At 46.9% G+C, this 23,980-nt stretch carries 19 protein-coding genes; all 19 read right to left on the reverse strand.

Annotated elements, in window-relative coordinates:
• Positions 1 to 151: 151 nt before the first annotated feature.
• Positions 152 to 1,735 carry a LysM peptidoglycan-binding domain-containing protein gene (locus MHI52_RS24490; RefSeq protein WP_282320391.1) on the reverse strand — a complete coding sequence of 528 codons (1,584 nt, stop codon included), beginning with the start codon at positions 1,733 to 1,735 and terminating at the stop codon, positions 152 to 154.
• Between the two features lie 367 nt (positions 1,736 to 2,102).
• On the reverse strand, positions 2,103 to 3,008 hold the full coding sequence (locus tag MHI52_RS24495; RefSeq protein WP_405157806.1) for an RluA family pseudouridine synthase: 906 nt from the start codon (positions 3,006 to 3,008) through the stop codon (positions 2,103 to 2,105).
• Positions 3,005 to 4,309 (reverse strand): glutamate-1-semialdehyde 2,1-aminomutase, encoded by a 1,305-nt coding sequence (gene hemL, locus MHI52_RS24500; RefSeq protein WP_036605898.1) that lies wholly within the window; start codon positions 4,307 to 4,309, stop codon positions 3,005 to 3,007. The genes MHI52_RS24495 and hemL overlap by 4 nt, the downstream gene beginning before the upstream one ends.
• Positions 4,310 to 4,335: 26 nt before the next feature.
• On the reverse strand, positions 4,336 to 5,337 hold the full coding sequence (hemB, locus tag MHI52_RS24505) for a porphobilinogen synthase (protein ID WP_017692601.1): 1,002 nt from the start codon (positions 5,335 to 5,337) through the stop codon (positions 4,336 to 4,338).
• 102 nt (positions 5,338 to 5,439) lie between these two features.
• The gene (gene cobA / locus MHI52_RS24510; RefSeq protein WP_076253319.1) at positions 5,440 to 7,002 is read right to left on the reverse strand and encodes a uroporphyrinogen-III C-methyltransferase; all 1,563 of its coding nucleotides are present in this window, start codon (positions 7,000 to 7,002) and stop codon (positions 5,440 to 5,442) included.
• Positions 7,003 to 7,006: 4 nt separating this feature from the next.
• Positions 7,007 to 7,963: a hydroxymethylbilane synthase gene (hemC, locus tag MHI52_RS24515; RefSeq protein ID WP_036605896.1), complete on the reverse strand. Its 957-nt coding sequence runs from the start codon at positions 7,961 to 7,963 to the stop codon at positions 7,007 to 7,009.
• Positions 7,964 to 7,965: 2 nt separating this feature from the next.
• A complete protein-coding gene (locus MHI52_RS24520; protein WP_076320306.1) occupies positions 7,966 to 8,616 on the reverse strand; it encodes a bifunctional precorrin-2 dehydrogenase/sirohydrochlorin ferrochelatase in 651 nt (216 codons plus the stop codon).
• Between the two features lie 5 nt (positions 8,617 to 8,621).
• Positions 8,622 to 9,449: a cytochrome c biogenesis protein CcsA gene (gene ccsA, locus MHI52_RS24525; protein WP_036605894.1), complete on the reverse strand. Its 828-nt coding sequence runs from the start codon at positions 9,447 to 9,449 to the stop codon at positions 8,622 to 8,624.
• A gap of 14 nt (positions 9,450 to 9,463) precedes the next feature.
• Entirely contained in the window at positions 9,464 to 10,849 is a 1,386-nt protein-coding gene (gene hemA, locus MHI52_RS24530; RefSeq protein ID WP_036605893.1) for a glutamyl-tRNA reductase, read from the reverse strand.
• A 345-nt stretch (positions 10,850 to 11,194) separates the two neighbouring features.
• A complete protein-coding gene (speD, locus tag MHI52_RS24535) occupies positions 11,195 to 11,596 on the reverse strand; it encodes an adenosylmethionine decarboxylase (protein WP_036673526.1) in 402 nt (133 codons plus the stop codon).
• A gap of 335 nt (positions 11,597 to 11,931) precedes the next feature.
• Positions 11,932 to 12,519, reverse strand: coding sequence for a hypothetical protein (locus tag MHI52_RS24540; RefSeq protein WP_036605891.1), 588 nt, complete (start codon positions 12,517 to 12,519; stop codon positions 11,932 to 11,934).
• A gap of 267 nt (positions 12,520 to 12,786) precedes the next feature.
• Positions 12,787 to 13,443, reverse strand: coding sequence for a ribosome biogenesis GTP-binding protein YihA/YsxC (gene yihA / locus MHI52_RS24545; protein ID WP_036605890.1), 657 nt, complete (start codon positions 13,441 to 13,443; stop codon positions 12,787 to 12,789).
• Between the two features lie 156 nt (positions 13,444 to 13,599).
• Complete coding sequence (gene lon, locus MHI52_RS24550) at positions 13,600 to 15,939, reverse strand: endopeptidase La (protein ID WP_339284069.1); 2,340 nt, start codon at positions 15,937 to 15,939, stop codon at positions 13,600 to 13,602.
• A gap of 86 nt (positions 15,940 to 16,025) precedes the next feature.
• Entirely contained in the window at positions 16,026 to 17,780 is a 1,755-nt protein-coding gene (gene lonB / locus MHI52_RS24555) for an ATP-dependent protease LonB (RefSeq protein WP_036605888.1), read from the reverse strand.
• Between the two features lie 167 nt (positions 17,781 to 17,947).
• Positions 17,948 to 19,045, reverse strand: coding sequence for a flavodoxin-dependent (E)-4-hydroxy-3-methylbut-2-enyl-diphosphate synthase (ispG, locus tag MHI52_RS24560; RefSeq protein WP_017692591.1), 1,098 nt, complete (start codon positions 19,043 to 19,045; stop codon positions 17,948 to 17,950).
• 121 nt (positions 19,046 to 19,166) lie between these two features.
• A complete protein-coding gene (clpX, locus tag MHI52_RS24565; RefSeq protein ID WP_036605887.1) occupies positions 19,167 to 20,420 on the reverse strand; it encodes an ATP-dependent protease ATP-binding subunit ClpX in 1,254 nt (417 codons plus the stop codon).
• Between the two features lie 12 nt (positions 20,421 to 20,432).
• Positions 20,433 to 21,023, reverse strand: coding sequence for an ATP-dependent Clp endopeptidase proteolytic subunit ClpP (gene clpP / locus MHI52_RS24570; RefSeq protein WP_036605886.1), 591 nt, complete (start codon positions 21,021 to 21,023; stop codon positions 20,433 to 20,435).
• A 379-nt stretch (positions 21,024 to 21,402) separates the two neighbouring features.
• On the reverse strand, positions 21,403 to 22,743 hold the full coding sequence (gene tig / locus MHI52_RS24575) for a trigger factor (protein WP_405157807.1): 1,341 nt from the start codon (positions 22,741 to 22,743) through the stop codon (positions 21,403 to 21,405).
• Between the two features lie 138 nt (positions 22,744 to 22,881).
• On the reverse strand, positions 22,882 to 23,862 hold the full coding sequence (locus tag MHI52_RS24580; protein ID WP_405157808.1) for a hypothetical protein: 981 nt from the start codon (positions 23,860 to 23,862) through the stop codon (positions 22,882 to 22,884).
• Positions 23,863 to 23,980 lie beyond the last annotated feature (118 nt).

A 23,980-nucleotide genomic window follows, 5' to 3' on the forward strand; every position in this document is an offset into this window, starting at 1 on the left:
AAAACCTACACACATCATACCTTGCTCGTGCGCGATAGTCAACCTGACAACAGCGGATAAAGAGCGCTGGAATGCAGGTTTAGGACGAATCATGCAAAAACCCGCAATCCTCAAGGGGATCACGGGTCGTAACGAAGGCTTTAACTACGGATTAAGGGATGTACAATATCTGACCTTCTTCCACAACCTGCTCAGATAATCGGTTATACAACTGAAGTTCCCTCGTGCTCAATTGATATCGATCTGCAATAGCATCCAGTGTATCTTCTCGCTGAACGATGCAAAGTTTCACCTTGCGGAACGGGGTCTGGTCCACGATCGTTCCCAGGAACAGGTTCTTCCATTCCACATCATCAGCTGGATACGTTTCTTCCTGTACCACACCCGCAGGAACCTCATCGCCTCGCTCCACTTCAGCATCGCGTGCCGCTCTACCGGAGGATAACAAAGAAGAGATACCTACGCCCTCTTCTTGCCGTGGTGCGGATTCTTTTTTGCTGCCAAAAGCAACCTTCAGCTCCGGCTTGTCTTCCGTCTCAGCCACAGGTTCAGGAACAAATGCTTCGTTCTGTACGAACTCGTCTACCCCAGTCGCTTCAAAAGACGGCCGGTCTTCCTCAGCGTTGCCTGGTTCGGACGAAGCAAATACACCTTGCCAGTTCTCCGCCTGTGATTCGCCCGGGACATCGGCAACTGCCTGATTCTCCTGCTGAGGTACAGATCTCGCGGATTCGAAGTGCCATACCTCTGGTGCGTCCGGTACATCCGGTGATGCCAACTCATTAGATGATTGAGCAGTAGGCTCTGAGACTGCTTGATCTGCACTTCTCGAGTTCGCAGGCAATGCATCCACGGAAGGCTCGGACCAACCCGAAGACTCATCTTCCAGAGGCAACAATGGTTCCGACTCAGGGTAAGAAGCTAATCGATCTGCGGTCTCAGCCATAAATGACGAGATCGGAGAAGGTTCGCTGTATTGCTCATGAGATGCCAATTCATCTCCATTCGCTGTCAGAGATGCGGGATCTTCATTTGCATCAGGTTGTCTGTTTTCGTTAACGTACTCCGCACTTAGCTCCTCAGATTGAAGTGGCTCTGCGGATGACGCATTCGCATAATCCTGCTGCCATTCTTCGCTATTCCTTAATGTCTCTTCCCGTGTGGACAGGTCAGCGAATTCCGGAGCACCATATGCAAGTTCTGCTGCATTCGTAAGTCTCTCTTCCTCACTCCGCTGGAGCAGGTACTCTTGTGCAAATGTGTTGGGATCGCTACCTGCCTGTGCTGCTTCATCGGAACGGTTGGATTGCTGAGCATCAGGTGAATGAACAACTGTAAACTCATCTGCTGACCACACTTGTGGCTCTTCAACAGGAAAACCTTCGATACCTCGTAGCGACAACACGCCTGTAATGTTCAGACTGCGATTGGATAACAGATCCACGTCAAAATTTTCGATCTCGATGGAAATATCCTCAATCGATCTGACCCGGTTCAGCGGCACTGTGATCTCCACGGGAATGAAATGTTTGAGCTCCTCTGAAGCCTCATTCTCTCCTCTGTACGCACCTGTAAGTAAAAGATGTCCTCTTAACGTGGCATGATCATCCTGCCCTATGACTTGAATGCGCGGGTATAGTTCAATCTCCTCCAGTTCCTCAATCGCAGGGACTCCCTCAGACAAATGAACGCGCTCATAAATATCGAACCGTAAACCATAAGGTTGATTCAACAAAGGTGGCGTCCTCCTTTCGGCATATGTTCACCATGATCCTTCTCATGGGACTGATCCATGGTCCAAATCCTTCGTTACCCCATCTATATGCCTTGAATGAGAGGAGCATGCCACCTTTTGAAAAACCTTGCTATATATGTTCAACTCATGGTTATTTACACTGTCACTCCAATGACAGAACAACCTTCCGATCACTGTTATCCCCAGATTTTTTTTGATTCCCTTCTTCAAAGGGAAAAACCGGGGATAGCTTATGCTTCCGAAGTAGCTTTCTTTCAGAAAGCTTTTAGGCGAACGCTTTACTTCTTCTGGTTGTTTCTGTCCTTTCCGTTTTCGTGTAAATAGTTAGTCGAACTTATATAGTGTACTAGTAAGCCCCCTCTCGCTCTGCCAATTGTGTGAAGTCGGATGGCCAATGGTCGTTCACTTCAATCATCGCTCCGGTTAACGGATGACTAAACTTAAGCATCTCTCCATGAAGTGCTTGTCGCCCAATGGCATCCGCTCTACCACCATACAACGAATCACCAATGAGCGGGTGTCCCGCGTAACTCAGGTGTACACGAATTTGGTGTGTTCGTCCTGTATCCAGCTTTAATCGTACAAGGGTTGCTCTTTCCCACACTTCGACGGTCTCCACATGAGTAACAGCTTCCTGTCCACCTTCCGAGACACGTCTGCGCTGCTTGTGATGTCTATCCTTGCCAATCGGAGCATCAATTTTGTGGAGTTCAAGGGGAATTTGTCCACCTGCAATAGCTACATAATGGCGACCAATCTCTTTACGACGCATCGCTTCATCCAGTTTGGCGAGGGCAAAAGTATTTTTGGCATATAGGACAGGTCCCGTTGTATCCTCATCCAGTCGATGAACATGGCGTACGCTCGCCTGTATTCCGTTCATTTCATAATAAGAGGCAACCACATGATCCAGCGTGATCGCCTGATCGGTACGGCTTCCATCTGGATGCAGTTTCATGCCTGCAGGTTTGTGCATAACCAGACAGAAATCATCCTCATATAATACATCCACATCAGCCCAGCGTGGCTCAACATCGATTGGCTGGGACGCAAAAAGGGCCAGCCGAAGCCGGTCCCCTGCAAGTTGTATTCCTTGGTTTGCTTTCAGCTGACGGAGCAGTTTCTCCGGAAACTGAAGCTCAGACAATAACCATTGCTCTGCAGCCATCGGTTTGTCCGAGCTGCCTGTTACGGCTTTCCCTGGCATCAGCTCAAGCCATTCCCCGCGGCGTTTCCAACTTTTGATGGTCATAGCGATTGAAGAGCTTTACGATTCGCCTCAATCGTATCGTCAATATCCTGCTCCGTATGCACACCAGAGACAAACATACCTTCGTATTGCGAAGGCGCAACACTCACACCTTGATCAATCATGGCCGCAAAATAACGACGGAATTGATCCAGATTGCTTTCTTTGGCAATATCATAATTGGTTACTGGAACGGCACTGAAGAATGGACAAACCATGGAACCCACACGGTTAATGGTTATCGCAATACCCGTCTCAGCTGCATTTTTCTCGAATCCGGCTTGCAGACGTGCAGACAATGTCTCCAGACGGTCATAGACCTCTGGTGTTAACAATTTGAGCGTTGTATACCCTGCTGCCATAGCCAGCGGATTCCCGCTCAATGTACCTGCCTGATAGATTGGTCCTGTTGGAGCAATCTGTTCCATCAGATCCCGACGACCACCATAAGCGCCAACCGGGAGGCCGCCACCGATAACTTTACCCAGACAAGTCAGGTCAGGTGTAACCCCATACCGTCCCTGAGCACAGTTCAACCCTACGCGGAAACCGGTCATGACTTCGTCAAAAATAAGCAGGCTGCCATATTGGGTCGTCAAACTGCGCAGCCCTTCAAGGAAACCGGAAGCCGGAGGAACAACCCCCATGTTACCTGCCACAGGCTCCACAATAACAGCCGCCAGTTCTTCACCATAACGTTCAAAAGCAAGTCTCACGGACTCCAGATCGTTATAAGGCACCGTAATGGTATTCACAGCTACGCCTTCAGGCACGCCTGGACTATCTGGAAGACCCAGCGTTGCAACACCTGAGCCAGCCTTGATCAGCAAGCTGTCTGCATGTCCATGATATGATCCTTCAAACTTCAGAATTTTACTGCGTCCGGTTACCCCGCGTGCCAGTCGAATGGCACTCATCGTTGCTTCAGTTCCAGAATTAACCATCCGCACGATATCGATAGAAGGTACACGCTCACAGACCAGTTTTGCCATCTCGGTCTCCAGCAAGGTAGGCGCACCAAAGCTTGTTCCTTTGAGGGCTGTCTCACGCAAAGCTTCTACAACGTCAGGGTGTGCATGTCCCATAATGAGTGGGCCCCAGGATCCCACATAGTCAATAAAAACATTGCCATCAATATCGTAGATTTTGGACCCTTCACCACGTTCTGCATAGATCGGAGTAAGTCCCACCGATTTGAATGCGCGTACAGGGCTGTTCACACCCCCGGGTATGTACTGCTTCGCTTCCTCAAACGCGCTGCGTGAGCGCTCATCATTGCGACGATTACCTTGTTGTGCAGTCATGAATATCCTCCTCAATGTAATTTATTTTATTTCTCAGCCAACCAGCGTGAAGCGTCTTTTCCGTAGTAGGTAATGATCATATCTGCACCTGCGCGTTTCATGCTGAGCAGGATTTCCATGGCAACTTTTTTCTCATCGATCCAGCCTTGAATCGCCGCCGCCTTCACCATGGCATACTCGCCACTTACATTATAGGCAACAAGCGGAAGATCAAATTGATCCTTAATCGTACGCATGACATCAAGATAGGACAGCGAAGGTTTAACCATTAGCATATCCGCTCCTTCGAGCACATCCGTCTCTGCTTCACGCAAGGCTTCACGCGCGTTCGCCGGGTCCATCTGATATGACTTGCGGTCTCCGAATTGTGGTGTGGAATCCGCAGCTTCACGGAATGGACCATAGAACGCGGATGCATATTTAACAGAGTAAGACATAATCGGAATGTGACTGAATCCATTCTCATCCAGCCCCGCGCGGATCGCTTGTACAAATCCATCCATCATGTTGGATGGTGCAATAATGTCCGCTCCTGCTTTGGCTTGAGACACTGCCGTTTGCACGAGCAGATCAAGTGATTCGTCATTTAACACATCTCCGCAGATGTGACCGTCAATCTCCACGGTGTGTACCATACCGCAGTGACCGTGATCCGTGAATTCACACAGACAAGTATCCGCAACAACCAGCAGTTCCGGGTACCAGGATTTGATCAATCTCGTCGCTTCCTGCACAATGCCATCTTCAGCAAAGCCAGATGAACCCACACTGTCCTTCGTCTCGGGAATACCAAACAATAACACGGCTGGAATTCCCAGCTCGGCAATTTCCGTTACTTCCTCCTGAAGACGATCCAGCGAGAAGCGGAATACGCCAGGCATGGATTTAATTTCAGATTTTACATTTTCTCCATACGTAACATAGATTGGTTGAATAAAATCATCCACGGTTAGATGGGTCTCTCTGACCATATTGCGAATACCTGTGGATTGACGTAAACGGCGATGCCGTACAATTGGAAAACTCATACGTGTAAAACCTCCCTGAAAGTTAAATAGAGCAAAAAGGGAAGCGCGCTGGTATCCTATCGAATTCAGCACGCTTCATATGTTGACATGATTACATGTGTATTAATTTCGAAGAGCGCCTTCTTTGGTGCCTGTCCGTTTCCAGTCGCATAGCACTGTGATCAAGCTATCCATCGTTGCTTCCTCTGCCATCAGTGTAACCTTTAGTCCAGCGGCTTCTGCCGTTTTCGCCGTAACAGGCCCGATACACGCAACCTCAACATCTTTCAATAAAGGCAGTGGGTCTTGCAACCCCATACGTTTCAACATACTCATGAAGTTGGTAACCGTCGATGAACTTGTAAAGGTCACCGCATGAATTCCACCTTCTTCAAGTAGCTTGAGCAGTTCGTCATCATCCTCACCAGCAAGGATCGTATCGTAGGTGATGGCTTCGGTTACCTGAAGTCCTCGTTCTCTCAACTGATCACGTAACCACGTACGTGCCAGATCACCGTGCGGAAGCAATACTCTCTGACCTTCCTTCAATTCGCTTTCAAAAGCCTCAAGCATGCCTTCGGCCTGGAAAGGACCTTTGACAACTTCAGCTACGATGCCATGTTTGCGCAAAGCGTCCGCTGTGGAAGGTCCTACGGCAGTAATTCTCGCTTGATGAACCGAGCGAATATCCTTGCCTTCCTGTTCCAGATGGCGGAAGAAAAACTCCACGCCGTTCACACTTGTGAAAAACACCCAGTCATAGGTATTTAAAGCACTGAAGGCGTCTTTGACACTTTGCTTGGCAGATTCACTGGATGGCATGACCGTCTCAATAACCGGAAACTCATACGGTTCGCCGCCGAGTTCCTCGATGCGATTCACCAGTTCACTCGCCTGACTGCGAGCACGGGTTACCAGAATTCGTTTGCCAAATAGCGGCAGCGCTTCTGCCCATTTCAATTGTTCCCGCTGATTGACGACATCTCCCACCACAATAACAGCTGGTGGTTGGAAATTGGCTGCGATCACTTTCGCTTCTATATCTTCAAGGGTACCTGTAAGGGTATCCTGTTCCGCTCGTGTTCCCCAACGAATCAGAGCTACCGGTGTTTGCGCTGGACGACCATGACGAATCAATTGTTCGCTGATATATCCAATTTTGGCAACCCCCATCATAAATACAAGTGTGCCCGTTGCATTCGTCACTTTATCCCAATGGATACTGCGATCAAGCTTGTCCGGACTCTCGTGCCCCGTAATAATAGAGATGGAAGATGCATAGTCACGGTGAGTCACAGGAATTCCAGCATACGCAGGCACACTTATTGCAGCGGTAACCCCAGGTACAATCTCAAACGGAATTCCGTTTTTGTGCAGCAAACCCGCCTCTTCGCCCACGCGTCCAAAGATAGTTGGATCGCCGCCCTTAAGCCGAACCACAACCTTGCCTTCAAGAGCCAGATCAACCAACAGTTGATTGATCTCTTCCTGTTTCATCGTATGCCGATCCGGGCGCTTGCCCACGTAAATCTTGACTGCGCCGGGTTTCATTTGTTTCAACAATCTCGGACTTGCCAAACGATCATAGACTACAGCATCGGCTTTCCCGATGGATTCCCACCCTTTTACCGTAATCAGCTTTGCATCCCCAGGACCTGCCCCTACCAAAAAGACCTTTCCCACCATGTCTTCATCCCCTAACTTCTGCCAGTATCTGCTCTGCTCCCCGTTCGATCAATCTCCACGCCACTTCTTCACCCAGACGAACCGGGTCCTTGCCGATCATAGCTTCCTTAAGAATCAGTCCACCATCCGGCGTGCCGACCATACCTGTTAATTGTAACGTGTTTTCACCATTCAGGGAATCTGCATCTTGCTGAGGCACCCACACCGCATGAGCACCGATCGGAACCTGACAGCCCCCATTCAATACACTGAGAAAACGGCGTTCCGCCTGTACAGGAAATGCTGTCTCGGGATCGTTATACAGCTGTAGCAAGTGCAATAGTTCCTCATCGTCTTCACGACATTCGATACCAAGCGCGCCTTGACCCACTGCCGGAAGGCAAGCTGTTTCCGTCAGGTACTCTGTGATTCGGTCTTCCCAGCCCATACGGTACAATCCTGCAGCTGCCAGAATAATCGCATCGAATCCTTCTGTCTCCAGCTTCCGCAGACGGGAATCAATATTGCCGCGAATCGATTCCAATTGCAAATCTGGACGATAGGCCTTTAATTGACTCGACCGGCGCAGACTGCTTGTTCCGACTCTAGCTCCTTCTGGCAGTTGATCCAGAGTAAGTCCACCATTAGAGATCAGCGCATCCCGTGGATCTGCACGACGAGGAATAGCACCATTGATTAATCCTTCGGGTAACTCGGAAGGCATATCCTTCATGCTATGCACAGCCATATCAATCGTACGATCAAGCATCGCCTGTTCAATCTCTTTGACAAACAGACCTTTGCCTCCCACTTTTGACAACGTTACATCCAGAATGAGATCTCCCTTGGTAACAATCTTATGTACTTCAAAGTCAAAAGCTAATCCTTCCCGCTCACAAATATCGCGTAAATCCTGAATGACATGGCCTGTCTGGGTTAGCGCAAGCGCGCTCTGTCTACTTCCAACTTTAATTGTACGCATATCTACACTTCCTCCTGATTACGGGATATCCAGTCCCCGATTTCTTCTTCGGTCCACCACCGAAAATGGCCTGTACGAATATCTTCTAATATGTGCATTTCAGTTAATTGCCGAAGCAACGTACTCCTGAGACTTGAAGAAGATACGCGTGACTTCACCTCAGTCCTCATCTGGTGCAAAAACTCAAGGTACGTCTCATATTCATCACCGAACTGTCGTTCGAGTGTGGCACGTATCTCCGCAGCTGCTGCCGGTCCCGCTCCTGCTGTGGATATGGCTATACTTAATCTCCCACGCCTTACCACGCTTGGTGTAATAAAGCTGCTGTGCTCCGAAGACATCGCGTTATTCACCAGTATGCCCGCAGCCTCAGCATCCCGAACCACAGTTGAATTGACCTCTGAACGGTCAGTCGCTGCATATACGAGAAAGGCCCCCCGCAAATCTCCATTGCGGTAGGACCGGTCTATCCATTGAATTCGGGATTCATGATGCAGTTGTTTTAATACGGGAGTAAGCTCCGGACTAATGACCGTAATCTGTGCCTCAGCATGCAGCAATCCCTTAATTTTACGTTCGGCAACACGTCCACCACCAACCACGCAGCACTTTTTGCCTGAAGTATTCACAAATATCGGCGTGTAACGGTCCATCCCCTTCACTCTCCCGTCCAACGATGAAACGCTGAATACGCATTGGATAAAAAACTTATAATGACAAATCCGTACCCGATCAGTGTCCATCTTGCCATGATAATTGTAGAGAACTGTTTCCTTCTCTTGGATACGAAGTACCCCACATAGATGGCTATAGCAAGACCTGTCGCAATAACTTTGAGATCCAAGAGTAGAATCCAGCGTCTTTCCGCCACAATGGATAATACGGCAAGCATCACAGAAACGCCAAGGAGCGGTGTACCTATGAAATTAGCACCATCCATGTATTTGCCGATCACTTCCAGGCTTGGCATCCGCCGCATCGTATCATTCCACTTTTTTTTCTTCAACTTACGGTGCAGGAACAGATATAACATGGCAAATACCGTAGCAACGGTTAACGCCGCAAAACCAAGATTCGCCAAGGTAATATGCATAATGAGTAATCCATGTACCGTTTGCCAGTTATGCAGTGATATCTCTCCGGCCGTAAACCACAGTCGGTTTAATACCGTAACGGAAAAACCTACAACATTCAGCAACAAAATCACAAATTCGGAACGCTGGATGCGAGTCATGACGAGAGACATCAGCACAATACTGAATGAAAATATAAACAAAAAATCAAAGGTGGTATAGATGGGGAAATGGCCTTCAGTCCACATGCGCAATATGACATGCGTTACCTGCAATCCCCAAACAACGACAAGAAACCCTGTGCCTGTCCGCTTCGCCCCCGCATTGCGTCGAATGCAGTCCGAGAAATAGAACAGTAGGCTCAGGGCATACATATAGATTAGAGCTTCATAAACTTGTTCAGCAAGGGTCAAGCTGCCCACCCGCCTTATACGCCTGCCGGAGCATAAGCCGGCACGGGGTCTTGCCGGTTTTCGTTAAGGTGAGCGGCTGGTTTCGCCAGAGCTGTAGCATCACTCTGACTCACTTTTTCAGCGGCCATCTCTACTGCATCTTCCAGAGCGAAAATCTGAGTAAACATGCGCAGAGCTTCATCACCTTGCTTCGTGCCTGCCATTTCCTTAATCCGATTAATCGGATCTGTCGTCATTTGGTTCACAATACTCTTGGTCAAACGACGAATGACTTTACGTTGATGTTCATCCAGCTCAGGCAGTTTATTAAACAGGCTATCCATCGTTTCTTCATGAATGGAGACACCTTTTTCCTGCAAAGCCCGAATAACGGGACGAACACCCAACGTTTTGAGCCAATGGTAATAATCCTCCATCTCAAGCTCAATCATTCTCTCAATTTTGGCAGCTTCCACCTTACGCATCTCCAGGTTGCTCTCCACGATTCCTTCCAGATCATCAATGTCATAGAGAAATACGTTGGATAATTCACCAATCGCCGGATCAATATCGCGTGGAACCGCAATATCAATCAGGAACAATGGACGAGATTGACGACGCTTCATGCTCTCTCGTACCACTGCTGCATCCATGACATAACGTTCAGCTCCAGTGGAACTAATCACAATATCAACTTCATTAAGTCGATCTAGTGCCTGTTCCATGGTACAAGGTGTCCCCCGGAACTTGGCTGCCAATTCTTCAGCTCTTGCGAGCGTGCGATTCGCCACGATGACCTCGGATGCCCCGTTGGCATAGAGATGTTTCACGGTTAGTTCACTCATCTTGCCGGCACCCAAAATGAGCACCTTCTTGTCTGTGAACATGCCAAAAATCCTCTTACCGAGTTCAACAGCAGCATAACTGACAGATACGGCACTCTCCCCGATGGAAGTCTCCGAATGTGCCCGTTTGCCCAGCGTAACTGCCTGTTTGAACAGCATATTAAACCAGGTACCTGTTGATTTCTCTTCCTGCGCTTTAAGAAAAGCCTGTTTCACCTGTCCAAGAATCTGAGTCTCACCAATGACCATGGAATCTAGTCCGCAGATGACGCGGAACAAATGGCGCATGGCTTGATCATCTTCATATATATATAAGTGTTGCGTAAATTCTTCCCGTGGTACGTTAAACCATTGTTCCATGAATGTTCGAATAAAATAACCACACATGTGAAGACGGTCCACCACAACATACAACTCGGTACGGTTACATGTGGCTACGATTACACCTTCCAATACACTCTTGGTCAGCTTGAGCTGCTGCAGCGCTTCAGACAAATCCTTTTCTGCAAATGTGAATCGTTCCCTAACCTCTACAGGCGCCGTGCGATAATTCAAACCAACGACAACGATGTGCATTGCAAGTTCACCTGCCTAATAAATTTCCAATCAAAGTGCTTACTGCATATGTCTATCCATTTATGATTGACAAGGTTAATTATATCACACATCATAGCCATGACCGGGTCATTTTTATGAAATGTTTATGAAATCACCATGTTCATCATCATATGCACTGTCATTTATTGTAGTGTCTCACCAAAGTTCACCGTTATGCGTTAAAAAGTGTCCATTATGAATATTCATAACGATACGCATATTAAAACAAATAGCCATGGAATTATTCCATGACTATTAGAGTTTGGGAGGTTATGTGTCCATCCCGATATGTGAACATTTGTGTGTATGCAATATACTTTTTATTTAAACCCGTTCAGTCTGGTTGTTCATGTCTGGTGTTTCAACTTGTAATTCGCCCAAACCACGTACCAACTTCTTTGCATACGTTTTTTCAGGCTTTAATACGGATACCAGGTAGTCAATAGCAAGCTGTGGATCTACAGTCTCCCCACAAGTGTAACAATCAATCGCTGCAAAACCTCTCTCAGGATACGTATGAATGGAGAGATGGCTCTCAGACAATAGTACAAGTACGGTCGCTCCCTGTGGATCAAACTGCTTGGATTGTACGGACATCACTGTCGCGCCACATGCCTCTGCTGCTTCAACCATTTGGGCTTCCAGATACTCTGCATTGTTCAGTAGATTAAAGTCAACACCCCAAGTATCAACAGCAACGTGTCTTCCGAAAGTTGAATATTCCATCCTTCGGTTCCCCCTTCCTAGGAATAAAATGTTTGAAAAATTTCATCCGCTAGGACCTACGTCATTCACTTCCCGAGGGAAAAATCTCTCGCAACATATAATGTCCTGAGTGAATCCTGGTTCCTATTTTGTTTTCAACGAGATTAAAAATAACATTGAATCAGAGTGAAATCAACCCTTTTCCAGAAGATTGTAAAATAAATATTTCCAATTCGGAATATTCGATCTCACATCAAAAAATTCCCCTGAAACCTCCACATTGGCGAGTGCCACTGCACGGAAGATACAAGGGAATTCATTATATACATATACGTTTATAAACATACAATTTTAAGCTAATAAGCTTCAAGCTCAAACAACCGTTTTTGATGACGAGCAAGGGTCTCATCAATCTGATGGAGCTGATCAGCAGTCGCATCTTTTCTAGTGTCCAGTAGTGAATCGATCTCGGCATACACACGGTTGATTTCGCGTTCTACATCTCTGGCCTGGAACAGATGTTGCAATTCAAGCAACGTATTTTTGTATTCATAGATCACTCGGGTGTTCTCCCCGGTCTTCTCCACAATTTTGCGGACAGTGCCTTGAGCATAAACATACGTCATGGTGAACCCTTTATAGATCCGATGAACGACCCCGTCACCCTTAAAAGTCACAAAGAGCTTCCGGACAACGTTGGTCAGATGCAGATTCACCAGGCGGCAAGATAATTCACAGATATAAAACCCTTCTATGCGGTCAAAAGGGAAATGCACTTCTTCTCCACTTACATCCCCCAGCACAACCTCCTGACAACCATTGTCCAACACCTTAACCCGGTGATGAAGCCTGCCGTCTTCTGTCATGCGCAAAAACTGATGCATCTGGGGTTCTGACAATTTCATAGTGGCCTTAACGTACTCTGTGGCTAACCGCTGAGCCATACAAATCCCTCAATTCTTTCCCGATTGTTTTGCCTTCCTGCACATGTAGCAGTCATCTCAAAATTCTTCAGGCCGGCATGGCCGGTAATTTTGGTACTGTTGGCAATATGCACCTATGCTCATTATACACTACCCTAACGTTATTTTTCTCCAGACCCAGATGATGAATTGTCACGAAATTCCTTAAAAAACCGGATTAATCTGGATCTCATCAAAGATTCATTTAGCATGCTCACTTTCCTGCACTAAAACGGTATACTATCTCGGTTATCCGTTAATTCCGTTGGTTTCTTCCTCATCAGAAGCACCCTCTGCATCCAGCACTGGTGCATACTTATCTATGCGGGCATGGCGGGTAATGATGTCCCATAACTCTTCTTTCCCCAATCCCTCTTCGGATGAAAACGGCACAAACAAATCCCCTGAACGAAGACCCAGTGATTCCTTAATGACTTTGATATATTTGGCTCTGCGGGTTTTTGGAATCTTGTCCATCTTGGTTGCTACGACAACCAATGGCAGTCCATTATGACGAAGCCATTCGTTCATCATCTTGTCCTCTTTGGACGGTTCATGTCTCATATCAACCATCTGCATGACCAGTTTCAATTCCTCGCGTCCCAACAAGTATTTCTCCATCATTTTACCCCAGGCAAAGCGTTGCTCTTTAGAAACTTTAGCGTAGCCATATCCCGGGAAATCGACGAAGTAGAGATCCTGATTAATTTTATAATAGTTGAGTTGCTGTGTCTTACCCGGTGTTGAGCTCGTCCGAGCCAAGTTTTTACGATTGATCAATCGGTTGATCAGGGAAGATTTCCCCACATTGGAGCGTCCCGCCAAAGCAATCTCTGGCAGACCATCCTCGGGGTATTGTTCAGGCCGAACGGCACTGATAATAAATTCAGATTGATTTACTTTCATATTGTATCTTTCCTCTCTTGAACGCCTGTGCTATGCATCACCTGTTGAAGGTATTATGCCATGGATTGTTCTATCATACCAAAAAAACCGTTCCAGCGGACGCCGAAGCCTCCGCAGAACGGTCTAATCTTCATACGAACCTTTCGGATACGTGGATTACAGGTGAATTCCTGTCTGCTCAACAAGTGCATGCTGCAATACCTGATCCATATGGGCTACAGGGACAAACTCCACATCTTCCTTGATGCTGTCTGGAATGTCACGCAGGTCCCGTTCGTTATCCTTAGGCAATAATATTTTTTTATAGCCGGCACGATGGGCCGCCAGTGATTTCTCTTTCAGACCACCAATCGGCAGCACACGTCCACGCAGTGTTATTTCACCAGTCATCGCGATATCCTTGGACACATGTTTGTTCGTCAAGGCTGAGATTAACGCTGTTGCCATCGTAATCCCGGCAGATGGACCATCCTTCGGAATCGCTCCTTCCGGAACGTGGATATGGATATCGTTCTTCTCATGGAAGTCAGGCGAAATTCCTAGCTGTGTAGCTTTGGAACGGGTGTAACTGAATGCGGCTTGTGCCGATTCCTTCATGACATCCCCCAGTTTACCTGTGAGAGTCAATTTACCTGTTCCAGGCACAACAGTCACTTCAATGATAAGGGTATCTCCACCCACTTCAGTCCACGCCAGACCCGTTACGGTACCAATCTGATCTTCCAGTTCGGCCATACCATAACGGAACTTGCCAGGTCCAAGGTAGTCTTTGATCTCATCGGATGAGATGTTAATCTGACCTTCCACACCCGATACGATGTTCTTGGCAGCTTTCCGGCACAACGAAGCCATCTGCTGTTCCAGATTACGCACACCTGACTCCCGTGTATATTCACGAATTACACGCAACAACGCGTCATCCGGGATTTCCAATTGCTCTTCTTCCAAACCATGGTCCTTCTTCTGTTTGGGCAACAAATAGTTTTTCGCAATTTGTTGCTTCTCCAGTTCCGTATAACCAGGGATGTTGAGCATTTCCATCCGATCCAGCAATGGACGCGGAATATTGTGTACCGTGTTGGCAGTTGTTATAAACATAACGTTGGATAAGTCAAACGGCAATTCTACAAAATGATCACTAAACGTATTATTTTGTTCCGGATCAAGTACCTCAAGTAACGCTGCGGAAGGATCTCCGCGGAAATCTGAAGCCATCTTATCAATCTCGTCCAGCAGGAATACCGGATTAAGTGACCCTGCCGTTTTCATCCCCTGGATGATACGCCCAGGCATAGCCCCTACATAGGTGCGCCGGTGACCACGAATCTCGGCTTCATCCCGCACGCCGCCAAGAGATATTCTTACAAATTCCCGACCCAGCGATCTCGCGATCGAACGAGCAAGTGATGTTTTACCGACCCCTGGAGGTCCAACCAGACAGAGAATTGGCCCTTTGAGCTTCTTGACGAGCTTCTGGACAGCCAGATATTCAAGCACACGCTCTTTGGGTTTTTCCAGTCCGTAATGATCTGCATTGAGCACATCTTCGGCTTTTTGGATATCCAGATCATCCGCTGTCATCTGACTCCAAGGAAGGCCAAGCAGCCAATCCACGTAGTTGCGAATGACTCCGCCCTCGGCTGAACTTGCAGGCATTTTCTCCAGTCGATCAATTTCTTTCTCGACCTTTTCTTTCACCTTGTCCGGCAAGCCGAGTTCTTCCATCTGAGTGCGAAGTTCCTCGACCTCACCCGCACGGCCTTCTTTTTCACCCAGTTCTTTCTGGATCGCTTTCATCTGCTCCCGCAAATAATATTCCTTCTGCGTTTTCTCCATCTGTTTCTTCACACGTTGGCTAATCTTGCGTTCAAGCTCCAGCACTTCGCGCTCATTGTTCAGGATATCCAGCAATTTCTCCAGACGTTCCCGAACGTCGATGGTCTCCAGAATTTCCTGTTTATCCTTGATCTTCAAGGACAGGTGACTCGTGATGACATCGGCCAGACGCCCTGGTTCTTCGATGTCAGACACCGCTGCGAGTGTCTCTGGTGTCACTTTTTTGGACAGATTAATATAATTCTCGAACTGGTTCAGAACGGTACGCATCAAGGCATCCGTCTCCGGATGGGTATTCTCCTCTTCAGGCAGCTCTTTAGCCAGTACTTCATAATATTCCTCGTTGTCCGTATATTCAATAATTTCAGCCCGTTCCAAGCCTTCAACGAGTACACGAATCGTACCGTTCGGAAGCTTCAGCATCTGTCTGACCTTGGCCACGGTTCCGATTCTGAAAATGTCCTCTTGTGTTGGTTCTTCAATATTTACTTCGGCTTGGGAACATAGGAGAATCAGATGTTCTTCTACCATCGCTTTTTCTAAAGCCTTGACCGATTTCTCCCGGCCCACATCGAGATGCAGTACCATACTCGGGTAGACGAGAAGTCCTCTTAAAGGCAGTAAAGGAAAACGACGACCTTTCGCTTTGCTCGGTCCCATCGCTTTCGCACCTCCAATGGCTCTCAGGTTGTAGTCATTCATTATTCTATCAAATGTTCACATAAAAAACCAATGAAGGGAAGCGCTTAGCAGCTTCCCGAATCTGTAACCTGTCCTGGACGAGGCACATCCGCACGCAAATAGGAAGCGGATGCCGGTGGAAAAATCTCCGGTGCAGGTGCAACTGTCTCCTCTGCAAGCTTCGTTTGTTCCATTTGTTGTGATTCCGGAACCCAGGCGAACACTTCACGGAATACGTCCTGTACCGTATCTACCGGGATAACGCGCAAGCCATCCAGATTCTCAAAAATGGACTGCCAGTTCTCCGCGGGAATAATAACGGTCTTCGCTCCTGCCTGAAAGGCAGCCTCGACCTTGGCCAGCACGCCACCGATAGGTTTAACCCGACCATGAATACTGATCTCGCCAGTCATCGCTGTCTCATGATCCACAGGACGCCTCTGAATGGCTGATGTAATGGCAGTCGCCATGGCGATCCCGGCGGATGGACCATCAATAGGCGTCCCACCTGGGAAATTCACGTGTAAATCGTAATCATTCGGACGAATACCCATGGCTTTTAATACGGTTAACACATTTTCAACCGAGCCTTTGGCCATACTTTTTCGCCGGAGTGTACGCGAACCGCCTCCAATCTCTTCTTCATCCACAACGCCTGTAATGTTGATTCGGCCTTGATCTTTAAGAGCCGGAACAGCAGACACTTCGATCTCCAAAATGGTTCCCATATTCGGTCCGTATACCGCCAAGCCGTTAACAAAACCCACCTGCGGCTGTGTAGGGACCTTCCGATCAGGTCGCGGCTGAATCTGACTGCTACCCGCCACCCACTCCACATCAGACGCCTGAAGCGTCTCACGCTTCTCTGTCAGCGCAAGTCCAGCAGCCAGCTGGATGATATTGACCGCTTCACGTCCATTGGTTGCATATCGCTTGACCACATCAACGGCATCCGGACATGGACTGAACCCTATTTTCTGAACAGCATCCTCTGCAATTCGCCCAATCTCCTCAGGCAACAGAGGACGGAAATAAACTTCCATGCAGCGGGAACGCAGAGCTGGTGGCAGTTCATGAGGCGAACGTGTCGTTGCTCCAACAAGGCGGAAATCGGCCGGCAGGCCATTTTGAAAAATATCGTGGATATAAGCAGGAGTATGCGTGTCTTCCGAGTTATAGTACGCACTCTCCAAAAACACCTTGCGATCCTCCAACACTTTCAACAGCTTATTCATCTGAATCGAATGTAATTCACCAATCTCATCAATAAAAAGCATTCCCCCATGCGCTTTCGTGACAGCGCCCGGTTTCGGTTGGGGAATACCTGCAACGCCCATGGCTCCTGCTCCCTGATATATCGGATCGTGGACCGAACCAATTAAGGGGTCCGCAATACCACGCTCATCAAAACGAGCTGTTGTTGCATCCAACTCCGTGAATTTCGCATCTGGCTTGAAAGGCGATGTTGGATTCTTCTTAGCCTCTTCCAAAACGACCCTTGCCGCGGCTGTCTTCCCGACTCCGGGAGGGCCATAAATGATAACATGTTGCGGATTAGCACTGCACAAAGCAGCTTTAAGGGCACGCAGCCCGTCTTTTTGCCCAACAATATCGTTAATGGTAGCTGGACGCGTCTTCTCCGACAACGGCTTGGTGAGTGAGATCGAACGCAGCTTGCGCAGCTTCTCCAGTTCCTTGCGAGATTCACGCTCAACGGCACTGCGGTTTGTTTTCTGACCACGCAGCAGGTTCCAGAAATATAAACCAATCACCACTCCAAAAAATAACTGAATCAACATGATGACCATACCAAATTCCATGTCTTCACATCCTCCTATTTTGTCGCTATTCTCATATGAGATCATGCTAATACTTGGTAGTATAGCCTTTTCAACGCGACGTAAACGGGCGATGCGGAATTTGTATGCGAGAAAATAAAAAGCCCGCCATCGCTGGCGAGCTTTTGCTGTAACAAGATATGAATCAATCAGTGCGAACGACCAGGAATAACACCTGTCTCTTCGTAGGCTTCAACGATTTTGTCGATCTCTTTTTTTAATTCCTCAACCATGATTTCTTCAGGCACTTTACGAATCATCTTACCATGACGGAATAAGAGACCTTCTCCACGAGCACCGGCAATTCCGATATCCGCTTCTTTGGCCTCACCTGGACCATTAACCGCACAACCCAACACCGATACTTTAATCGGCACCTTCAGTTTGGAGATATACTCTTCCACTTCGTTGGCAATGGAGAACAGGTCGATGTCCAAACGTCCACACGTTGGGCAGGAGATCAATGTGGCTGCATTTGTAATCAGTCCAAATGTTTTGAGCAGATCACGAGCGACCTTAATTTCTTCTACCGGGTCCGCACTCAGTGAGATCCGCATCGTTGAACCAATACCCATGGACAATAGAGCTCCCATACCTGCGGAGCTTTTGATTGTACCGGAGAACAGTGTACCTGCTTCGGTAATCCCGAGATGCAACGGATACGGAATGATTTGAGCTGCTTTGGTATACGCCTCAATTGCCATCGGCACATCTGATGCTTTGAGAGACACGATGATATCATGGAAATCAAGCTCTTCCAAAATACCAATGTGATACAATGCACTTTCTACCATAGCATCTGCCGTAGGATACCCATACTTCTCAAGGAGATGGTTTTCCAAAGAACCCGCATTTACTCCAATCCGAATCGGAATGCCGCGGTCTTTACAAGCCTTAACCACTTCTTCCACTTTTGCACGTTTACCGATGTTACCTGGATTAATCCGAACTTTATCGATGCCGTTCTCAATCGCAAGTAAAGCCAGCTTATAGTTGAAATGAATGTCCGCTACGAGCGGTATATTAATGCGTTTTTTGATTTCCTTGATGGCTGCGGCAGCTTCCTCATTATTCACCGTTACACGTACCACTTGACAGCCCGCTTCTTCCAGTCGCAGAATCTCTGCAACCGTTGCTTCAACGTCTGCCGTTTTGGTTGTACACATACTTTGGATAATGACTTCGTTACTGCCACCGATCGTTACGTTTCCCACTTTCACGGGACGTGTATCCTGTCTTAAATACATGAGTGATTTCTCTCCCCACAACGTCAAAGCTCCACCCTGACAGAGACAAGAATTCGCCTTCTGCCAAAGTGGAGAACTGACAAGTCTATATTTCAGAGTTCAACGGGATTCAGGCCTTTTATTAGGCGCTCTCTTCCTGCTTATCGTCCTTCGATTGGCTTAGTTCAGGCACGACTCTTTTCTCAACAACTTCTTCGGTAATGACACAGTTCGTAACATCTTCACGTGAAGGCACTTCATACATGATTTCCAGCATGATACCTTCAATGATGGCACGCAATCCACGTGCACCTGTGTTACGTTTAATTGCTTCTTTTGCAATCGCAAGCAATGCAGCTGGTTCAAAGACCAGATTCACATTATCCAGCTCAAGCAGTTTTTGGTACTGTTTGGTAAGCGCGTTTTTTGGTTCGGAAAGGATCCGTACCAGCGTATCTTCATCCAGCGGCTCCAAAGTGGAGATGACTGGCAGACGGCCTACAAATTCCGGAATCAGACCAAATTTCAGCAAATCTTCCGGCAATACCATACCCAGGTATTCACCTGGTTTCAGATCTTTTTGCTCAGAAACGGTATTAAAGCCAATGACTTTTTTACCGATCCGGCGTTTGATCATTTGCTCCAGACCATCAAAGGCACCGCCGCAAATGAACAGGATGTTTGTTGTATCGATCTGAATGAATTCTTGATGAGGGTGTTTACGACCACCTTGTGGTGGTACAGAAGCCACAGTTCCTTCAAGAATTTTCAAGAGAGCCTGTTGCACACCTTCGCCCGATACATCACGAGTAATGGATGGGTTTTCGGATTTACGCGCTACTTTATCAATCTCATCGATATAAATAATGCCACGCTCTGCTTTTTCCACATCATAATCAGCAGCTTGAATCAGTTTGAGCAGGATGTTCTCTACATCCTCACCTACATAACCCGCTTCTGTTAATGACGTAGCATCCGCAATAGCAAAAGGAACGTTCAAAATTTTTGCCATCGTTTGCGCAAGCAACGTTTTACCAGAACCTGTTGGTCCTAACAGCAAAATGTTACTCTTTGACAATTCAACGTCTTCGATCTTGCTTTGTGTGTTGATCCGTTTGTAGTGATTATACACCGCAACAGACAATGATTTTTTCGCTTGTTCCTGTCCAATAACATATTGATCCAGGATATTACGAATTTCTTTTGGTTTCGGAATATCTTTCAGGTCTACTTCTTCATCATGACCAAGTTCTTCCTCAACGATTTCGGTGCAAAGTTCGATACATTCATCACAGATGTACACGCCTGGTCCAGCGACCAACTTGCGTACCTGCTCCTGAGATTTACCGCAAAAAGAGCACTTCAACTGCCCTTTCTCATCGTTAAATTTAAACATGAAACCACCCCTTTAGGAATTGATCGGTCTACTGAGCACCTGGTCAATAATGCCGTACGTCTTAGCTTCTTCAGCGCTCATGAAGAAGTCACGGTCGGTATCCCGCTCAATTTTCTCAAGAGGCTGACCCGTACGATCGACGTATATTTGATTCAGTTTCTGACGTGTTTTAATAATCCATTCTGCGTGTATCTTAATATCCGCAGCCTGTCCTTGAATGCCGCCAAGCGGCTGATGAATCATTACTTCGCTATTTGTCAGCGCATATCTCTTGCCAGGTGCACCGGCTGTCAGCAATAACGAGCCCATGCTTGCTGCCATCCCTACGCAAATGGTAGATACATCCGGCTTGATAAATTGCATCGTATCGTATATACCCATCCCTGCGGTGACAGAACCACCAGGTGAGTTAATGTACAAGCTGATATCCTTCTCAGGATCGTCGGCTGCCAAAAACAAAAGCTGTGCTATGACAAGATTGGCTACATCGTCATCAATCGCACTGGTTAGAAAGATAATGCGATCTTTCAGCAAACGTGAATATATATCGTAAGACCGCTCGCCTCGATTGGTTTGTTCTATAACCATTGGCACCAGACTCATGAGACCAACCTCTTTTCTACATGTAATTAGACATAGGCCACCTGTAAAGCAAACCCAAATTCATTCTAACACTTTCCTGTGACAATGTCATTTTTCACAAGAGGGGTGAGACATCAATTTGTTTACTTTTTTAGCCTGATCATATTTAACCATGTTTTCTATGTATGTGCAAATTGAAGCCATCCTATGCCGTCTTGCCGTTTTTTATTTGCATGAAGTACATAGGTATGTAAAAAGTGTACGCGGATCAATAAAAATAGTGTTCATCCATATAATTACTTCATTTTCTATAAAATGGATGTCATAATTTAAAAATAAGGCACGCAATAATTCACGTGCCTTATCGTTTATTCAACTGACAAGTTGATAACAGCTTGTCTTATTTTTCGTCAGCTTCTGCAACAACTTCTTCAGCTGGAGCTTCAACCGGTTCAACAACTGTGCTGTTCTCAAGGAGAACGTCAATCGTTTTACGCAGTTTTACTTCATCACGAAGGCTGTCCAGGGAACCATTACCCTCGAGGATGCCACGGATCTCATCAGCAGGACGCTTGTAAGATTCAGCCATTTTTTCGAGTTCTTGATTCACTTCTTCATCAGACACTTCAATGTTTTCCGCTTTACCTACAGCTTCAAGCACCAGGTTATTGCGAACACGTTTGGAAGCATCTTCTTGCATTTGTCCTCTCAGGTCAGCTTGTGTCTGGCCAGAGAAGCTCAGGAACATTTCAAGGTTCATCCCTTGGTTGCGAAGACGGTTGTCGAAATCACGCATCATGTTTTGTACTTCGCTCTCTACCATTGCAGAAGGAATGTCCACTTCAGCGTTCTCAGCCACTTTTTCTACAACTGCATTTTCTTGTGCAGCTTTGGCTTCGTCAGCTTTACGGGATTCCAATTGTGTTTTCAGATCAGCTTTGTACTCTTCAAGTGTGTCGAATTCGCTAACATCTTTAGCAAACTCATCATCCAATGCAGGAAGTTGTTTGCGTTTGATTTCGTGAATTTTCACTTTGAATACCGCTTGTTTGCCAGCAAGTTCTGCTGCATGGTAGCTCTCTGGGAAAGTCACTTCTACGTCTTTGAAGTCGCCTGTGGACAGACCCACAACTTGTTCTTCAAATCCAGGAATGAATGTGTTGGAACCCAGTTCCAGGGAATAACGCTCAGCTTGTCCACCTTCGAAAGGTACACCATCAACGGAACCGTCGAAGTCGATTACTGCAACGTCGCCGTTAGCAGCGGAACCTTCGTCAATTACAACGAGTTCAGCGTGACGTTGTTGAAGACGCTCAAGTTCTTCAGTCACTTCTGCGTCAGTTACTTCACCTTTTGCTACAGCAACTTCGATTCCTTTGTACTCACCAAGAGTAACTTCAGGTTTCACAGTTACTTTTGCTTTGAACTTGAATGTTTGTCCTTTAGCGAATTGTTCAACATCTACGTCAGGAAGATCAACCGGGAAGATATCCGTTTGGTCGATTGCTTCTGTATAAGCTTCAGGAAGCAAAATGTCGATTGCTTCTTGATAAAGGCTCTCTACACCAAAACGTGCTTCGAAGATGGAACGTGGTACTTTACCTTTACGGAATCCAGGTACGTTTGCTTGTTTAACCACTTTATTAAAAGCTTTGTCGAGTGCTGCAGTTACACGATCTGCATCCACTTCAACCTCAAGAACCCCAAGGTTCTTCTCTATCTTTTCCCAAGTTGCTTTCATTGTATACTTTCCCCTCCAAAATTCACATGTTCACGTAGGCAATCACGTACAAAATAACCATTTTAGTATAAACAAGATTAGATTCTTTTTCAAGGGGAATCCCTTGATACAGTTTAAGGAAAACGTTTCCGGCCTCGATTAACCATCCAAACCGGCAGATACAAACTGTTTCATAGAACGATAAGCCTGTTCCAGTCGAAAGCGCATCGCGCCTGTCACAGCATACATTGAGCGGGTATTTTCCTCATCATGCGAACCACCCAGACTGTCTGCAACGGTCATATGTAGAGCTGCTGCCCATATATCTGTCATGGGATCATTTTCTTCCAGCATCGATACATAATCACGGGTTCCATACACCGCCATGACATATTGTATCCACAGTTCTTGGGCAAAATAAAAGAGCGTAGGTTCATGAACCTCCGTCTGATCTGCCACTCGTTCCAGAATCTGAACGATTTGGAGCGGGAATTCCTCTGGTCTAAGAGGCACGGTGTCGATCTCGACTTCAACCTGCTCTTCGCCTCTCGTAAACAGGATCATACCTTGAACACCTCGTCGACGCAAGGTTTGCAACACCCGAAATTGAAGCAGTGGGTGAAGCGACTTATCTTTTAACCAACTCGTAAGTGCCTCGTCAATCTTCGGTAGATCAAGATAGGCCAGCTGCTCCAAAGCCAGCATCGTCTGTTCAGACAGCGGCTCCTCCATTACTGTGCGAAGCATCTTATCTGCATAACCATCATCCTGTTCAAGCTTCATTCGGGCATGCTGCCGTGCCATGTCTTCCTCACTAATCTCTTCTTCCTCTTCTCGTTCTCCAAGAACGGCAGGCGAGGTTTCTTCATATTGAGGAAACGCAGCCTGAAGCCATTCGAGCAGAGCCCGCCATTCATCATAATGGCGCTCTTCCTGTCCCTGACATTGCAACAAAAAGTGAAGCAATTTCATCGCTTCACCATACCGTTCATTTTCAAGCATAACTGTCAATTGAATCTGGTAATAGTCCAGCGTCTTAGGAAACAGCACAATATTGTTGTTATGCTCGGTTTCCGGGGTCGTGGATTCCTTAATGGGAGCACCTCCTCTATATCCTGAATCTCCAGTCGGAATCAACATAAATAGATGTATATATTAAAACGATTGTTGATCTATTTTCTGAGTTCTCCTGATATTCTAACATAACCTTAAATATAATGAAAAAAACGTTACTGCCGCCAAATATCATATACGAAAA

This window comes from Paenibacillus sp. FSL H8-0283 (assembly GCF_045040675.1).
Lineage (GTDB): Bacteria > Bacillota > Bacilli > Paenibacillales > Paenibacillaceae > Paenibacillus > Paenibacillus amylolyticus.

Coding starts and splice junctions, on each gene's coding strand:
- clpP (WP_036605886.1), bottom strand. CDS start 21,023: ATGAGTCTGGTGCCAATGGTTATAGAACAAACCAATCGAGGCGAGCGG.
- hemA (WP_036605893.1), bottom strand. CDS start 10,849: ATGCACATCGTTGTCGTTGGTTTGAATTATCGCACGGCGCCTGTAGAG.
- ispG (WP_017692591.1), bottom strand. CDS start 19,045: ATGTATTTAAGACAGGATACACGTCCCGTGAAAGTGGGAAACGTAACG.
- MHI52_RS24540 (WP_036605891.1), bottom strand. CDS start 12,519: ATGGCTCAGCGGTTAGCCACAGAGTACGTTAAGGCCACTATGAAATTG.
- MHI52_RS24495 (WP_405157806.1), bottom strand. CDS start 3,008: ATGACCATCAAAAGTTGGAAACGCCGCGGGGAATGGCTTGAGCTGATG.
- MHI52_RS24520 (WP_076320306.1), bottom strand. CDS start 8,616: ATGGACCGTTACACGCCGATATTTGTGAATACTTCAGGCAAAAAGTGC.
- lonB (WP_036605888.1), bottom strand. CDS start 17,780: ATGGAATTTGGTATGGTCATCATGTTGATTCAGTTATTTTTTGGAGTG.
- clpX (WP_036605887.1), bottom strand. CDS start 20,420: ATGTTTAAATTTAACGATGAGAAAGGGCAGTTGAAGTGCTCTTTTTGC.
- speD (WP_036673526.1), bottom strand. CDS start 11,596: ATGGAATATTCAACTTTCGGAAGACACGTTGCTGTTGATACTTGGGGT.
- lon (WP_339284069.1), bottom strand. CDS start 15,939: ATGGGACCGAGCAAAGCGAAAGGTCGTCGTTTTCCTTTACTGCCTTTA.
- hemL (WP_036605898.1), bottom strand. CDS start 4,309: ATGACTGCACAACAAGGTAATCGTCGCAATGATGAGCGCTCACGCAGC.
- MHI52_RS24580 (WP_405157808.1), bottom strand. CDS start 23,862: ATGTTGATTCCGACTGGAGATTCAGGATATAGAGGAGGTGCTCCCATT.
- tig (WP_405157807.1), bottom strand. CDS start 22,743: ATGAAAGCAACTTGGGAAAAGATAGAGAAGAACCTTGGGGTTCTTGAG.
- yihA (WP_036605890.1), bottom strand. CDS start 13,443: ATGAAAGTAAATCAATCTGAATTTATTATCAGTGCCGTTCGGCCTGAA.
- hemB (WP_017692601.1), bottom strand. CDS start 5,337: ATGAGTTTTCCAATTGTACGGCATCGCCGTTTACGTCAATCCACAGGT.
- cobA (WP_076253319.1), bottom strand. CDS start 7,002: ATGGTGGGAAAGGTCTTTTTGGTAGGGGCAGGTCCTGGGGATGCAAAG.
- hemC (WP_036605896.1), bottom strand. CDS start 7,963: ATGCGTACAATTAAAGTTGGAAGTAGACAGAGCGCGCTTGCGCTAACC.